General features: G+C 64.4%; 11 protein-coding genes. 4 read left to right on the top strand and 7 right to left on the bottom strand.

The genetic code is table 11. The annotated features are described in order from the left end of the window. Positions 1 to 254 (top strand): transposase (locus tag GCT13_RS28675; protein WP_193727781.1); only part of this gene is annotated, 254 nt, incomplete at its 5' end. A 243-nt stretch (positions 255 to 497) separates the two neighbouring features. On the opposite strand, the gene GCT13_RS28670 is transcribed toward GCT13_RS28675, so the two are convergent. The 3 genes from GCT13_RS28670 to GCT13_RS28660 all read right to left on the bottom strand — a co-directional run bounded on the left by GCT13_RS28670 (position 498) and on the right by GCT13_RS28660 (position 5,628). Further along, positions 498 to 1,682 carry a porin gene (locus GCT13_RS28670; RefSeq protein WP_152763819.1) on the bottom strand — a complete coding sequence of 395 codons (1,185 nt, stop codon included), beginning with the start codon at positions 1,680 to 1,682 and terminating at the stop codon, positions 498 to 500. Between the two features lie 155 nt (positions 1,683 to 1,837). Further along, entirely contained in the window at positions 1,838 to 4,309 is a 2,472-nt protein-coding gene (locus tag GCT13_RS28665; protein WP_152763817.1) for a glycoside hydrolase family 31 protein, read from the bottom strand. Positions 4,310 to 4,332: 23 nt separating this feature from the next. After that, on the bottom strand, positions 4,333 to 5,628 hold the full coding sequence (locus tag GCT13_RS28660; protein ID WP_152763815.1) for an MFS transporter: 1,296 nt from the start codon (positions 5,626 to 5,628) through the stop codon (positions 4,333 to 4,335). A gap of 421 nt (positions 5,629 to 6,049) precedes the next feature. On the opposite strand from GCT13_RS28660, the gene GCT13_RS28655 reads away from it, so the two are divergent. After that, positions 6,050 to 6,955 carry a 2-hydroxy-3-oxopropionate reductase gene (locus GCT13_RS28655; RefSeq protein WP_152763813.1) on the top strand — a complete coding sequence of 302 codons (906 nt, stop codon included), beginning with the start codon at positions 6,050 to 6,052 and terminating at the stop codon, positions 6,953 to 6,955. A 311-nt stretch (positions 6,956 to 7,266) separates the two neighbouring features. Here the strand turns inward: GCT13_RS28655 and GCT13_RS48570 are convergent, their stop codons facing one another. Further along, positions 7,267 to 7,434 (bottom strand): hypothetical protein, encoded by a 168-nt coding sequence (locus GCT13_RS48570; RefSeq protein ID WP_193727780.1) that lies wholly within the window; start codon positions 7,432 to 7,434, stop codon positions 7,267 to 7,269. Positions 7,435 to 7,757: 323 nt separating this feature from the next. Between GCT13_RS48570 and GCT13_RS28650 the strand changes: the two genes are divergently transcribed. Both GCT13_RS28650 and GCT13_RS28645 read left to right on the top strand, forming a co-directional pair. Next, the gene (locus GCT13_RS28650) at positions 7,758 to 8,537 is read left to right on the top strand and encodes a glutathione S-transferase family protein (protein WP_152763811.1); all 780 of its coding nucleotides are present in this window, start codon (positions 7,758 to 7,760) and stop codon (positions 8,535 to 8,537) included. 132 nt (positions 8,538 to 8,669) lie between these two features. Next, entirely contained in the window at positions 8,670 to 9,320 is a 651-nt protein-coding gene (locus tag GCT13_RS28645; RefSeq protein WP_152763809.1) for a LysE family translocator, read from the top strand. A gap of 91 nt (positions 9,321 to 9,411) precedes the next feature. Here GCT13_RS28645 and GCT13_RS49570 read toward each other — a convergent pair whose 3' ends face one another. From GCT13_RS49570 to GCT13_RS28625, 3 genes are all read right to left on the bottom strand, one after another. After that, positions 9,412 to 11,907, bottom strand: a complete 2,496-nt coding sequence (locus GCT13_RS49570; protein WP_227747055.1) for a putative bifunctional diguanylate cyclase/phosphodiesterase — start codon at positions 11,905 to 11,907, stop codon at positions 9,412 to 9,414. Positions 11,908 to 11,996: 89 nt separating this feature from the next. After that, the gene (locus GCT13_RS28630) at positions 11,997 to 12,830 is read right to left on the bottom strand and encodes a class II glutamine amidotransferase (RefSeq protein WP_152763807.1); all 834 of its coding nucleotides are present in this window, start codon (positions 12,828 to 12,830) and stop codon (positions 11,997 to 11,999) included. A gap of 114 nt (positions 12,831 to 12,944) precedes the next feature. Next, positions 12,945 to 13,610, bottom strand: coding sequence for a MarC family protein (locus tag GCT13_RS28625; protein ID WP_152763805.1), 666 nt, complete (start codon positions 13,608 to 13,610; stop codon positions 12,945 to 12,947). Positions 13,611 to 13,653 lie beyond the last annotated feature (43 nt).

The raw sequence follows: 13,653 nt of genomic DNA, 5'->3' as shown, positions 1-13,653 counted from the left end.
CCATTCCGGCGCACGTGCCGTTACCCGGCGTCCATCGCGTCGCTTCACTGCTTAAGCGCTGGCTTCTCGGCACGCACCAAGGGGCGGTCAAGCCGGCCCACCTAGACCATTACCTCGACGAGTTCGTCTTTCGCTTTAACCGACGCACGTCTCATTCCCGCGGCCTGCTTTTCTACCGCCTGCTTGAACAGGCCGTTCAGACAGACCCCATCACCTACCGGCAGATCGCGCGAAAATCTCCCCGTGAGGGCTGAATTTCACAGCGTGGAATTTTGGCGCTAAGTGGATAGCCCTTATATCCATACAGGTTTTTATGCAATTGGCCGGACACGTCATTGCGCATCAGTGCGTGAATCTCAAGCCCCACGCCCGCCGCTGCGCGCAGCAGTCTACCGCGCTCACCCGGCACGCGGACAAACAAAAGCCGGGTCGTCGCAATCTCGCGACGCCCGGCTGGACAAATGGCGCAAACGATTGCCGCGCCAAAAACAACGCGGTCAGAACGCGTGTCGGATGCCCACCATCCCGACGAACTGCGACGGCCCCGACGACGGCGTCGTGTTCTGCGAATCGCCGACCACGGCCACGGCATCGGCGATCGTCGTGCCCGAGCCCGACGCGATCCGCGATTTGCCGCGCGCCAGCTGATAGGCCTCTAGCGCATACAGCGTCGTGCGCTTCGACAGGTTGTAAGTCTGCTCCAGCGAAATCTGGTGATACTGCGCCGGATCGTCGATTCCGTTCGCCTTGCTCGCGCGCGTGTAGCTATAGCCGATGCCGGCGATCACGGCCGGCGTAAAGCGGTAGGTCGCAATCGCGCCATACGTGTTGAACACCGCCTCGCTCGCGAACAACGAGTGCGAGCCCGGCGCGTACTGCACGTTCGAGTAGTTCACGCCGATCATCAGATCGTTGAAGTTATAGCGGGCGGCTGCGGCGATCATCTGCGTGCTGCTGGCTGTCGCATAGCCGTTGTTGACGGGTGAATTGATCGCGAAGCTGCCGAGCGACTGGCTCGTCGCGATGTCCTTCAACTTCACGTAACCCGCCGCGACCGAGAACGCCTGATAGTCGTAGCGCAGTGCCGCGCTGAAATTGCTGCCGCTCGTGACGCTGCCCGGCACGCCGCCCAGCCCGTACTGCGCGCCGAAAGTCAGGCCGGCAATGTTCGGCGACATATAAGTGATCGAGTTGTTGAAACGCAGCGTGGTGTCGAGCGCGTCGAGATCGCCCGGATGCGCGCCCGTTGCGCCCGTCAGCACGCCCGTCGGACCGAGCGCGCCGACCATGTTGAAGTACGGCGTGTACTGGCGGCCGAGCGTCACCGTGCCGTACTTGTCGTTGCTCAAGCCGACGTACGCTTGCCGGTTGAAAATGAGGCCCGCGCTGCTTTGCGCGCCCGTCAGCGAGTTGAAGCCGCTTTCGAGCCGGAAGATAACTTTCGTGCCGCCGCCGATATCTTCGGCCCCTAGAAGACCGAACTTGCTTGCCTGCAGGTTGCCCTGGCTCATGTAGAAGTTCGCGTGGCCGCGCTGGTTGCTGACGTAGCTGAACGCGTTGTCGACGACGCCGTACAGCGTGACGCTGCTCTGCGCGAACGCCCCGGTCGAGAGCACGGCGCCTGCGATCAGCAGGCATGAGAGGGCCAATGCACGCGTGCGCGTGCGCTTCGAAGTATTCATTGCTTGTCAGTCTCCCTGATTGGAAATAGGACCTGTGGGTCAGGCCAGTCGTTTATTCATTGGGCGATGCGTTGCGCGGTTCATTGGGCGTGGCGTTGTACGATTCATCAGGCGTGGCGTTGTGCGATTCATTAGGCGTGGCGTTGTGCAATTCATTAGGCAAGCCGCAGCGTCAAATGCCGCCAGCCGTCCGCGACCGAATCGCCGATGACTTCGCCGTTCGCACACTGGGCCTCGCGCGTATCGGACGCGGGCACGCTGAGTCGAACCTCATGCTGCGCGAACGGCATCTGCCCTTCGCGCTCGACGGAAATGCGCAACGTGCTCGCGTCGCTGGCTATCGCCACGTTCCAGCGTCCTTGCGCGCCCTCGCGCCACGCTTGCGTTTCGCCGTCGTCTTCGATGCAGCCGCCTTGCGCCGTGCCGACGCCCGCAACCGGCAGCGCGATGAACGCACGCTCGTCGGCGGATTGCGCGAAATGTTGTTCCGCGATGTTCAGCGGAATCACACAGCCTTCACGCAGCAGCATCACCGGCTGTTCGAACGGCGCGGGCAATCGGACGCTCTGTCCGCCATCGAATACCTCGCCGCTCCAGTACGACGCCCAACACGCGCCCGACGGCAACAAGACTTCACGCTCGCGCTGCCCTTGCTCGACGCCAGGCGCAACGAGCAGCGACGCGCCGAGCATCATGTCGTCGCCATCGATGAGGCAGCGCGGATCGTTCGGAAACTCCGCGAACATCGGACGCAGCACGGGTTCGTAAGAACGGTGCGATTGCCACAGCAGTTCGTACAGGTACGGGATGAGCCGATAACGCAGCTTGATGAGACCGGCGATCTGGCTCGTCACTTCGGGATACATCCACGGTTCGTTGACCGTGCCGTCGTCGTTCCACGAATGGATGCTGAAACGCGGCAGGAAGATGCCGAACGCGACCCAGCGCACCAGCAGTTCCGGCGTGGGCGCGGGACCGGAGAATCCGCCGATGTCGTGTCCGCTGTTCGACACGCCTGACATCGCGAGGCCCAAGCCCATCTTCAGGTTGTAGCGCAGCGTTTCCCACGACGTGTAGTTGTCGCCGGACCAGGTCTGCACATAACGATGCATGCCAACGCCGCCCGAGCGCGACACAAGAAACGGCCGCTTGTGCGGCGCATGTTCGCGTTGCGCGTCACGCGACGCGCGCATCATCAATTGCGTTTGCAACACCTTGGCTTCGCGCGCCGCGAACGGCTGGCCGAAGCCGTGCGCCATCGCATCCGGCGTCCAGATCTCGAACTCGTTGTTGTCGTTCCACGTCGATGCAATGCCATAGCGCAGCAGGCTGTCTTTCACGCGCGCTTTCCACCAGGCTATCGTCGCGGGATTCGTGAAGTCGAGATACGCGCCGACCTCGTCCCAGAACTGCACCCATGCGGGCTCGCCGTCGCGCGCCCCGATCAGCAGGTCCGCTTGCGCGGCTTCGTCGAACGCCGGATGGTCTTGCAGCAGACACGGCTTGATGTTCGCGCACAGCCGCACGCCCTCGCGCAGATAGCCCTGCACGAAGCCTTCGATATCCGGGAACTTCTCGCGATTCCAGTTGAATACGTAACGCTTCGCGCCAATCGACGTATAGCCCGACGACAGATGGAACGAATCGCACAGCACATCGTGCTCGCGGCAGCGCGCGATGAATTCGCCCATGCGGCGCTGCGCGTCGGGCGCATCGGTGTAGCTCATCGTCGAGCCGGAATAGCCGAGCCCCCACTTCGGCATCCACGCGGGCCGGCCCGTCAGCCACGTGAACCGGCGCACCGCGTGCAACGGCGTATCCGCCGACGCGATGAAGTAATAGTCGAGATCGCCGTGCTCCGCGACGAAATGCCGGTAGTGCCCGTGATAGTTGTCGAGCTCGCGCCCCATGTCGAAGCGGCAGTCGGCGAGCGTGTCGTAAAAGAGGCCGAAGCCCATCGACGTCTGCGGCTGCCACGTCACGTAGAACGGGATGTGCTTGTAGAGCGGATCGGTGGTGCGCGCGCTGTAGCCCATCGCGTCGATGTTGCGCATCTCGTAGCTCTGGTTCGCACGATCGAGCGCGCCTGCCCGCTCGCCGAGACCGACGTACATCTCGCCGCGCTGTCTCTCGACGTAGTGATACACGCGCTCGTCCCACCAGCCGAAGTTGTACGCCTGGGTCTTGCGGTCGTTCATTACGTGATGCCAACTGCCGTCGCGCGCGATTTCCCACGAGCAGAAGCCGCCGTCCAGCGCGACCGTCAGGCGCACGCGTGCCGTTTCGACGACAGCACGCTCCGCATCGCTATCGAAACGGAACGCGACGGGCGCGAAGCCGCTCATGTCGCGCCGGTCACGCCCTTCGAGCGGCACGTCTTCGATGCCCGGCGCAATCGACCACGTGCGCGGCCCTTGCAGCGCGCCCTTTGGCAGCACCAGCACGCGGATGATGTCGTCGGCCAGCACGAACAGTTCGATTCGCGCGCCATCGGCGGCGTCGAGGACGATCGGGTTGACGGCGTGTTGCTTCACCGGGGCGGACGTCGAAGGGGACGCCAATGCTGACCCCGAGGCAGCCACCGGCGCGGAGACCGGAAAGCGTGATCGATTTTTCAACGTAGCCATGATGTGTTCCCAGGTCAGTCAGTTCACGCCGCGCTACTCGCGCCGTTCTCGACGCGATGCAGGCGAGCGTCGCGCGACACGCCGCGCATCAGGATGACGAGCAGCGTCGCGCCGATCAGGTCGAAGGCGCCGAGCGCGCCGAAGAGCGGCGTGTAGCCGATCTTGTCGGCGAGCGCGCCCACCATCAGCGAGAAGCCGAGCCCGCCGATCCATGCAGCCATGCCCGCAAAACCTGCAGCCGTGCCGACTTCGCCGGGCTCGAACACGTCGGCGGCCAGCGTGTTGACGAGCGCCGAAATCATCTGGTGCGCGAAGCCGCCCACGCAGAAGAGCGCGATGGCCTGGTACGGCGACGCGACGAGCCCGATGCATGCCGGGCCGATCATCATGAACGCGCCGAGCACGACACCCGCGACACGCGACCAGATCAGCGGCACGCGCAGGCGCTTCATCAGAAACGGCGACAGGTAGCCGCCGAACAGCCCGCCCACGTCCGCGGCGAGAAACGGCAGCCACGCGAACAGCGCGATCTGCTTGAGGTCCATGTGACGCTCGGTGGCGAGATACAGCGGAATCCAGAAGCTGAAGGTTTGCCATGCGGGCTCGGCGAAGAAGCGCGCCTGCGCGATCGCCCAGAAACGGCGCGTGCCGAGCACTTCGCGGATGCGTCGCCTGTCTTGCGCATGGGCGGCAACGGGCGTCTGCCCTTCGATGATCGCCGCGCGCTCGTTGTCGCCGATCCGCGCGTGGTCGGAGGGCGCGCGATAGAACAGATACCAGACGGCCGCCCACACGAAACCGAGGGCGCCCGTCACCGCGAACGCGCTCTGCCAGCCGTAGCGCAGCGACAGGAACACCACGAGCGGCGGCGCGAGCAGTGAACCGAGCGACGTGCCCGCGTTGAAGTAGCCGACGGCCACCGACTTCTCGCGGTTCGGAAACCATTCCGCAACCACTTTCATGCCAGCCGGAATCGCGACTGCTTCCGACAAGCCCATCAGCCCGCGCAGCGCGGCAAGCGACAGCCAGCCGCTCGCGAGGCCATGCAGCATGCCCGTCGCCGACCACAGGCACGCGAACAGCGCGAAGCCCAGACGAAGCCCGATCAGATCGATCACGAGCCCGCAGACGGGCTGCATGATCGTGTAGCCGATCTGAAACGCGCCGACGACATACGAGTACTGCTGGGTATTCATGTGCAGCAACGTCTTCAGCTCGGGCGCCATGACGCCGAGCGCGTTGCGCGACAGGTAGTTCACGATGGTCCCCGCGCACACGAGCGCGATGATCCACCAGCGCAGGCCAATGATTGTTTTCAAGTCTGTCTCCTGGTCGAACCGGGATCTGGGCCGCCCGGCTTGGTCGCCGACCCGATGCGCGAATTCGAACATTGGATCTGCATTTATCGTCGGTCATCGTATCAGTCGACAGGCCGCAGGATACCAGGGAAAACGATGTAGTACGCTGAATAGATCGCAGGAAAATCCCCGTCAGATGGCCGTTTCGCACATTTCATGTGCGACTTTGTTGCGAAAGGACAAGCGCACCCAAGCTGCCTCGCGATGTTCATTCGAACATCAGATTGTTCTTTTACCCTTTCACGCGAACATCGAAGGCGCGAGACTGCGCTCAGGAAAGTCGTCGGCAAGACGTGGCGGCGACGCGGTTCCGTAGGCATTTCGCGCCGCGCTCGCTAAGCTGAATGCGCACATTGCCCGAACAACGAATCCGGAGGACGTCATGTCTCAGACACTCAAGGCCGGCTTTATCGGACTCGGCATCATGGGCCGCCCGATGGCGGAAAACCTGCGCAAGCACAACGTCACACTAGCCGCCTACACGCGCAGCGGCGTGCCCGACGAACTGAAGCGGGCGGGCGTCGTCGCTTGCGACAGCGCCGCCGGCGTCGCCGCGCAAGCCGACGTGATCTTCATCATGGTGCCCGACACGCCCGACGTCGAACGCGCGCTGTTCGGCGAGAACGGCGTCGCGCAGAGCCTGCGCGCGGGGCAGATCGTCGTCGACATGAGCTCGATTTCGCCGATGGCCACGCGCGGTTTCGCGGCCCGCGTGCGCGACAAAGGCGCGGATTATCTCGACGCCCCCGTGTCGGGCGGCGAAGTCGGCGCGAAGGCCGCGTCGCTGACGATCATGGTGGGCGGCTCGAAAGCCACCTTCGACAAGGTCAAGCCGCTGCTCGACATGATGGGCAAGAATGTCTCGCTGATCGGCGAAGTGGGGGCAGGCCAGGTGTGCAAGGTCGCGAACCAGGTCATCGTCGCGGCGACGATCGAAGCGGTCGGCGAAGCGCTGCTGCTCGCGTCGAAGGCGGGCGTCGATGCGGAAAAGGTTCGGACGGCGCTGATGGGCGGCTTCGCATCGTCACGCATTCTCGAAGTACACGGCGAGAGGATGACGAAACGCACGTTCAACCCGGGGTTCCGGATCGAGTTGCATCAGAAGGATCTCAATCTCGCGCTGTCGACGGGCCAGGCGCTCGGCGTGCCCCTACCGGCTACGTCGACGTGTCAGATGCTGTTCAATGCTTGCACCGCGCATGGCGGCAAGGCGTGGGATCACTCGGGCATGGTGCGCGCGCTCGAAATCATGGCGAACCATGAGATCGGCCAGAAAGCGAAAGGATGACACGCACGCGCCCTTTCGAGATACGTCATCGTACAAGTAAGGGCACATGTGAGCGTCCGTCCCAAACAAAACTTTCTTTCACCTTTCTTGTTTCTTTCGATTTAGACTAGCGCCACCTGTCAGAACCAAGGAGCGCTACATGCGGAATCTGGGCGGTTTCATGCAAGGTGCGGTCGCGTTGGGCGGCTGCATCGGGCTGTACACGATGATCGTCTGCGTCGTCGAGCTGTTCAACGGCTGATCGTCCGATCGGCGCTGGAGACCACGCAATAAGCAAAGAGAGCCGTCGCGCGCCGACGGCTCTTCCATTTTCAGCGCTGCTCGACCGCCACGCCTTCTTCCTTCATCGCCCTCACCCGCTCGGCGAAATCCAGCAGCGCAGCGAGCGATCCATGCACGCTGTGGTATTCCTGCCGCCCGATCCGCGCTTCGAGCACGACCGTCATTCCCGCTTGTCGCGCTACATCGATGATGTCCATGTGAGCCTCCGTATTCGCGTGCATCCTCAATCGCCTGGCGCCGTCGAAACCGGCGTCCTTGATATCGATTTTATGAAGCGGGTGCAAGACATCAATCGCATGCACAGGGAATCTCTGTTCGGCTGAAGGCAACAATGCGCGGCGCCCGTTGGCACGCGTCGGCGCGCAAGCCGCGTGCATGCGCCACATGCCCCATGCCCGGCTTCGAGCGTCCCACCGCGTGTCCGCGGCCCTGTACGATTGCCGTTGCCGCGACGCGCGGCACTGAAGCCGCAACGGCGAAGCATCGTCATTCGCAACCACGAAGGCACGAGGGGAAACTGATGATCGTGTACAAATTCGGAGACGGTTCAGGCGCGATGCCACCCGATCTCAGCCCGTTCGTCGTGAAGCTCGAAACGTGGCTGAGATTCTCAGGCATTGCGTACGAAGGACGGATCGGCAATCTCAACGCGATGCCGAAGAAAAAGCTGCCCGTCGCGGTGATCGACGGTGTGACGGTCAGCGACTCGTCGGCGATCATCGACTATCTGCAACGACGTCATCCGAAGGCGCTGAGCGACGCTCGGCTCGATCGCGTGCAGCGCGCGCAATCGGCGGCGCTCAAGGCGCTGCTGGAGACGCATCTGTACTTCGTGATCGTGTATCTGCGCTGGGCCGTCGACAGCAACATGGCCATCTACCGGCCGCACCTGATCGAATACGCACGGCTGACTGCGCCGCCCCCCGCGCGTGCGCTGATCGGCACGGTGGCGCCCGCGGTGATACCCGTCATTCGCCGCAAGGTGCTGCGCCAGGTGTGGGAACAGGGCATAGCACGGCATAGCTATGCCGAAATCGTGCGAATGGGCATCGACGCATGGCAGGCCATCGCGGACCTGCTCGGCGATCAGCCGTATCTGCTCGGCGACGAACCCACGACAATCGACGCGACGTGCTTCGCGTGGATTCACACGACGGTCATGCATGCGTTCGAAAGCCCGGTACGCGATTTCGTCGCGAAGCATCCGGCGCTGATGGCATATCACGAACGGATAGCGCAGCGCTGCTGGCCGGAGCTTGTGAAGCCGTCATGCAGCGGCCCAGGCGGATCGAGTGCGTGAAAAGGCGCGCCGAGTGTGCAGAACCGTCCGGCGCAACCGTTCTGCTGGCCTGCCTTGCGTCCGTCGAACTGTCTATTCCTCACGCGATGTGGACCCCGGACAATCACCCGATCCTTCACCCAGGGCGCGACCATGACCAGCATTCCGCTTCTTTCCGTGAACGTCTCCGCGAACCTGCTGCTTGCGTATTCCGCGTACTTCGTCGGCACGGCGAGCCCCGGGCCGAGCAATCTGGCCATCATGTCGATCGCGACGACGGACGGACGCAAGGCGGCGTTTGCCTTCGCGGCGGGCGTCGTTTGCGGGTCGTGCTTCTGGGCGATGCTGGCGGCGCTCGGCCTGTCGGCGGCGCTGCTCGCGTTTTCGGGGCTGATGGTCGGACTGAAAATTTTCGGCGGATGCTATCTGCTGTGGCTCGCGTTCAAGTCGGGACGCTCGGCGCTGCAATCGACACCGGCCAGAACACAGACGTCGAACGCGCAACTGTCGCTGCGCCGGCTCTATACGCGCGGCGTGCTGCTGCACCTGACGAACCCGAAGGCAATCCTCGTGTGGATCTCCGTCGTCGCGCTCGCATCGCCCACGCACGGCGGCGCGCCGCACATGCTGACGACGGTCGCCGGATGCCTCGCGATCGGCATGCTCGTGTTCGGCAGCTACGCGGCGCTGTTCTCGACGCCGCCGGCGCGGCGCATCTATCTGTCGATCCGCCGCTGGCTCGACGGGGGACTCGCCGTCGTGTTCGGGCTCGCCGGCCTCAAGCTGTTGACGTCGCGTACCTGAGCACCTGAGCACCTGAGCACCTGAGCGCGCGATGCCGCGCGACAGGACGCCCGCGCCGGCTGCTCCATCAGCGGCACAAAAGCCGCGACCGTCAGATCCCCCCTCCCAAACGCTGCGCCTCGCGTGCGAACTCGTCCGCCGCGGCGGGCCGCCCGAACAGATACCCCTGCTGCCGCTCGCATCCGATCGAGCGCAAGAACGCCGCCTGCTCGTGAGTCTCGACACCTTCCGCCGTCACGTTCATGCCGAGCGAGTGCGCCATCGCGACGACGGCATGCGTGATCGCCACCGCATCGCGATGCGCGGGCAGGCCCGCGACGAACGACCGGTCGACCTTCAGGCAATGCAGCGGAAACCGCTTCAGATACGACAGCGACGAATAGCCGGTGCCGAAATCGTCGACGGAGATGCGCACGCCCATCCGCGCGAGCGCCGACAGAAGCGGCATGACGGTGTCGGTGTCGCTCATCAGCACGCCTTCCGTGATCTCCAGTTCGAGCGCCGACGGGTCGAGCCCCGCGCGCTCGAGGCTCGAGCCGACGTGGTCGATCAGCTCGCCGCTGATCTGTCTCGGCGACAGGTTCACCGCGATCATCAGATGCGGTATCAGCGTCCCGCGCCACTCGACAGCCTGCCTGCACGCGTTCTCCAGCACCCAGCGGCCGATGTCGACGATGAGCCCCGTGTCCTCGGCGACGGGGATGAACTCGGCGGGCGACACGTTGCCCAGCTCGCCGTTGTGCCAGCGCAGCAGCGCCTCGGCGCCGACGATGCGCCCCGTCGCCCCTTCGACGATCGGCTGATACGCGATGCTCAGCTCGTCCGCGAGCAGCGCGCGCCGCAACGACTGCTCGATCGCGAAGCGCCGCTGCAGCCGCTGGCTCAGCTCGGCCGTGAAGAACTGGAAGTTGTTGCGGCCGCGCTGCTTTGCGTCGTACATCGCGGAATCGGCGTTGCGCATCAGCGTCGGCGCATCGCGTCCGTCGTCGGGAAAGAGGCTGATGCCGATCGACGCGCCCAGGTAGTACTCGTTGCCGCCGACCGCGAACGGCCGCGCGATCGTATCGAGCACGCGCTGCGCGAGCGCCGTCAGGAACGACGCGTCGGCATAGTCGCCCGTCACGATCACGAACTCGTCGCCGCCGACGCGCGCGAGCGTGTCCTCGCTGCGCACGCAGGCCGACAGCCGCTCGGCGACGCTGCGCAGCAGCGCGTCGCCCGCTTCGTGGCCGGCGATGTCGTTGACCTTCTTGAAGCCGTCGAGATCGACGAACAGCACGGCTAGTTTCGATGCGGCCGGTCCAGGCGCGGGCGGCTTAGGCACGGCCGGCCCATGCGCGGCCGGCTCAGGCGCGGGCGGCTTAGGCACGGCCGGCCCATGCGCGGCCGGCTCAGGCGCGGGCGGCTTAGGCGCGGCCGGCCCATGCGCGGCCGGCTCAGGCGCGGGCGGCTTAGGCACGGCCATTTCGGGCACGGAAGCGTCCGACGCAGTCGGCTCACCTGCGCCAATCTCGCGCGGCGTCAGACGCTCGCTCATCCTGTCCGCGAGATACGCGCGGTTATAGAGCCCCGTCAGCGAATCGCGCGTGGCGAGCTGCTGCAATTGCGCGCGCGCGGCCCGCACGGCGCTGATGTCGTTGAACGAGATGAGCACGGCGCCCGGCTCGGTCTCGCCCGGCTTCACGATGGGCACGAGGTTCTCCGTGACCCAGATCGATTCGCCGCATGTCAGCTCGAGCCGCAGCGTGACGCCGACAAGCGGCTTGCCGGAGCGCAGCACGCGCTCCGTCGGACGGTCGCCGGGCTCGACGTGCGAGCCGTCCTCCCAGTACGCGGCGCGCATCACTGTATAGATGCCCTGCCCGATCACGTCGTCCGTCGCGCGCAGCATGCGCCGCGCGCTCGGGTTGCACGCGAGCACGATCCCGTCACGAGACTGCACGACGATGCCTTCGTTCAGGTGATCGACGACGAGCCGGTGATGTTCTTCGCTCTGCGCGAGCCGCTTGCGTATCGCGTCCTGATGCACGGCGAGACCGACGCTGTTGCCGATCTCGCGCAGCAGTTCCTGTTCGCTTTCGTCGGGACGCCGCACTTCGCGGTAGTAGACGCCGAATGCGCCGAGCACATGGCCCGCATCGTCTTCGAACGGGACCGACCAGCACGCGCGCAGTCCGAACGGCAATGCGAGATGGCGGAAGTTGGCCCAAAGCGGATCGTGCTCGATGTCATCGACGACGACGAGACGGCGCTCGAACATCGCCGTGCCGCACGAGCCCATGGCCGGGCCGATCACCGCGCCGTCGATGGACGCGCTGAATTGCGCCGGCAGCGACGGCGCGGCGCCGACGCGCACTGTCACGCCGTCGCTGTCGAGCACGAGAATCGAACAGGAGGCGCCTTCGCCGAGCAGGGTCTCGGCGCGCCGGCAGACTTCAGCCAGCAGTTCGGGCAGCGGCGTGCTGCGCGTCAGAAGACGCAACACGGTCTGCTCAGACGCGAGCACACCGGCCGCCAGATCCGGCTCGTAGCGAGTGCATCCGGATGGCTTGTCAGTCGCTCTGTCTGCAGTTACTTGACGACTCATGGTTGCACTCCCTCACGCGACAACGGCACGCAGATGCCCGCCGCGCATCTGGGTTTACCCCCAATCACATCTCAATCACAGCCCGAGCGTTACGCTCGATGCGGATTGAAGATACGCCCTTCGATCCCGCCGAGCTTCGCGACGATCGCGACCGATTCGGGCACTTCCTCCCACAAGCCTTCGAGATCCACGAGCGGTTCCGACAGAACGAGGAACGCGTCGCTGCCGACGGCGGCAAGGCGCGGATCGTCAGGATAGAGATCCATCAGATGACGGATCGACGTGCTGTGATAGAGCGAGCGCGACTGCCGCTCGCTCGAATAGCGCGCGGCGACGATCTGCTCGCCGTCGGTCACGCAGACAGTCATGTTCAGCGGCGCCTCGACGCCGTGCCGCTGCCCCGTCTCTTCGACGAAACGCGCCATGCGCTCCAGCGCCCGCACGGGATCGATTTCGAGGCCGAAGGTCAGCGCGAGAAAGAACATGACTTCGGAATCGGTCGAGCCTTCAATCGACGCGAACAGCTCGGGATCGATGCCGAGCATCAGGTCGCGCCGCACTTTCGGATAGTCGCGCACGAGGCCGTTGTGCACGAAGAGCCATCGCCCGTAGCGGAACGGATGGCAGTTGGTTTCCTGCGATGGGGTATCCGTGGCCGCGCGGATATGCGCGACGAACATGGGCGCGTGCACGGCGCGCGCGGCGTCGCGCAGATTGCGATCGCTCCATGCGGGCTGCGCGCAGCGGTAGCGAAACGGCAGCTCGGCGGGCGAGCCGTACCAGCCGACGCCGAAGCCATCGCCGTTGGTCGTCGTCTGCCCGAAGCGCGAATGCAGACTCTGATCGATCAACGAATGCTTCGCCCTGAACAGCACGGCTTCGAGCTGTATCGGGTTTCCTCTATAAGCCAGCCAGCGGCACATGATCGGTCTCCTCGATGAAAAACGCCTTCGCGCGCGCCTGTTTGAAGCGACGCTCACAATGGGCCGACCGTCGTGCGCGCTCCGTTACCGGCAATCAGTTGCAATCAGTTGCGCTCAGTTGTTCATGCGCGCAAGCGGCGCGAGAAACTCGGACAGCCCCGTCAGGATGATCTGCACCCCAATGCACAGCAGCAGAAACGCCGACACGCGCAATGCGACCTTCGTCCCTTCCTTGCCGAGGTAACGGGCGAAGGTCGTCGCGTGGTTATACGTGAACCAGATCGCGAGCATGATCAGAAACGAAATCGTCACGGACGCGATCGACGACACCAGGAACTCCGACACCTTGTGGCTGCGGTTCGCGTTCAGTGCGATCGCCGTCGCCATCGTGCCGGGGCCCGTGGTCAGCGGCACCGTCAACGGAAAGAAAGCCTTCGACATCGCGTTGTCGGGATCGACGGGTTTCACGGCTGCCTCGTTCGGCTGCTTCTCCGGTGCATTGAGCATATTCCACGCGCTGACGGCGACGGCAAGTCCGCCGCCGATACGCAGCGCCTCCATCGAGATGCCGAAGAAATGCAGGATCGGCGTGCCGACGAAGAACACGACGAGCAGCACGATGAATGCATTGATCGCGACGCGCCTCGCGAGCGCGGCGCGTTCGCCTTCGGTCAGCGAATCGGTACGGTCGACAAACACGAATGCAATCGCGATGGGATTGATGATGCTGATCAACCCCGTGAAGCCAAACAGAATCTCCGAAACCAGGCTTGAAATCATCGATGACCCGCTCGATTGTGGTTGTGTTTTTTGCGCCGCGCCA

The organism is Paraburkholderia franconis, assembly GCF_009362735.1.
In the GTDB taxonomy this organism is placed as follows: Bacteria; Pseudomonadota; Gammaproteobacteria; order Burkholderiales; family Burkholderiaceae; genus Paraburkholderia; species Paraburkholderia franconis.
The sequence above is the reverse complement of the archived record's forward strand: the minus strand, read 5'-3'. Positions and strand labels throughout refer to the sequence as shown.

Coding starts and splice junctions, on each gene's coding strand:
- GCT13_RS28655 (WP_152763813.1), top strand. CDS start 6,050: ATGTCTCAGACACTCAAGGCCGGCTTTATCGGACTCGGCATCATGGGC.
- GCT13_RS28670 (WP_152763819.1), bottom strand. CDS start 1,682: ATGAATACTTCGAAGCGCACGCGCACGCGTGCATTGGCCCTCTCATGC.
- GCT13_RS28625 (WP_152763805.1), bottom strand. CDS start 13,610: ATGATTTCAAGCCTGGTTTCGGAGATTCTGTTTGGCTTCACGGGGTTG.
- GCT13_RS28665 (WP_152763817.1), bottom strand. CDS start 4,309: ATGGCTACGTTGAAAAATCGATCACGCTTTCCGGTCTCCGCGCCGGTG.
- GCT13_RS28630 (WP_152763807.1), bottom strand. CDS start 12,830: ATGTGCCGCTGGCTGGCTTATAGAGGAAACCCGATACAGCTCGAAGCC.
- GCT13_RS28645 (WP_152763809.1), top strand. CDS start 8,670: ATGACCAGCATTCCGCTTCTTTCCGTGAACGTCTCCGCGAACCTGCTG.
- GCT13_RS48570 (WP_193727780.1), bottom strand. CDS start 7,434: ATGGACATCATCGATGTAGCGCGACAAGCGGGAATGACGGTCGTGCTC.
- GCT13_RS28650 (WP_152763811.1), top strand. CDS start 7,758: ATGATCGTGTACAAATTCGGAGACGGTTCAGGCGCGATGCCACCCGAT.
- GCT13_RS49570 (WP_227747055.1), bottom strand. CDS start 11,907: ATGAGTCGTCAAGTAACTGCAGACAGAGCGACTGACAAGCCATCCGGA.